4 tRNA genes (1 of these 4 cut by a window edge) are annotated in these 417 nt (G+C 49.6%); all 4 read right to left on the bottom strand.

The annotated features are described in order from the left end of the window. Positions 1-114: 114 nt before the first annotated feature. A tRNA-Thr gene (locus tag ACX5KA_RS18285) sits at positions 115-190 on the bottom strand. 7 nt (positions 191-197) lie between these two features. Beyond that, positions 198-272: transfer RNA gene (locus tag ACX5KA_RS18280), tRNA-Gly, on the bottom strand. Between the two features lie 33 nt (positions 273-305). Continuing rightward, positions 306-390, bottom strand: a tRNA-Tyr gene (locus ACX5KA_RS18275). Between the two features lie 7 nt (positions 391-397). Next, positions 398-417 (bottom strand) — tRNA-Thr (locus tag ACX5KA_RS18270); it runs 56 nt beyond the window's last position.

Raw genomic sequence — 417 nt, 5'->3', positions numbered from 1 at the left:
CCCACGTTTACGTGGGGTTTCGTACGTTCAAACTTTTCTTTTGCCATTTCTATTATCCCAGCAAAGTTACATTAAAAAATTTAGAAATTTTACATGAGCTGGGGAGAAATAAACTGGTGCTGATAGGCAGATTTGAACTGCCGACCTCACCCTTACCAAGGGTGCGCTCTACCAACTGAGCTATATCAGCACTGATTTGGAGCGGGCAGCGGGAATCGAACCCGCATCATCAGCTTGGAAGGCTGAGGTAATAGCCATTATACGATGCCCGCAATCCTAATTCTCTGGCCACCTCATAGAGAAAGTGGTGGAGGGGGCAGGATTCGAACCTGCGAAGGCTGAGCCGGCAGATTTACAGTCTGCTCCCGTTGACCGCTTGGGTACCCCTCCAGATTGATGGTGCCGACTGCCGGAATC

The sequence above is a fragment of the Alteromonas alvinellae genome (genome assembly GCF_902705805.1).
The sequence above is the reverse complement of the archived record's forward strand: the minus strand, read 5'-3'. Positions and strand labels throughout refer to the sequence as shown.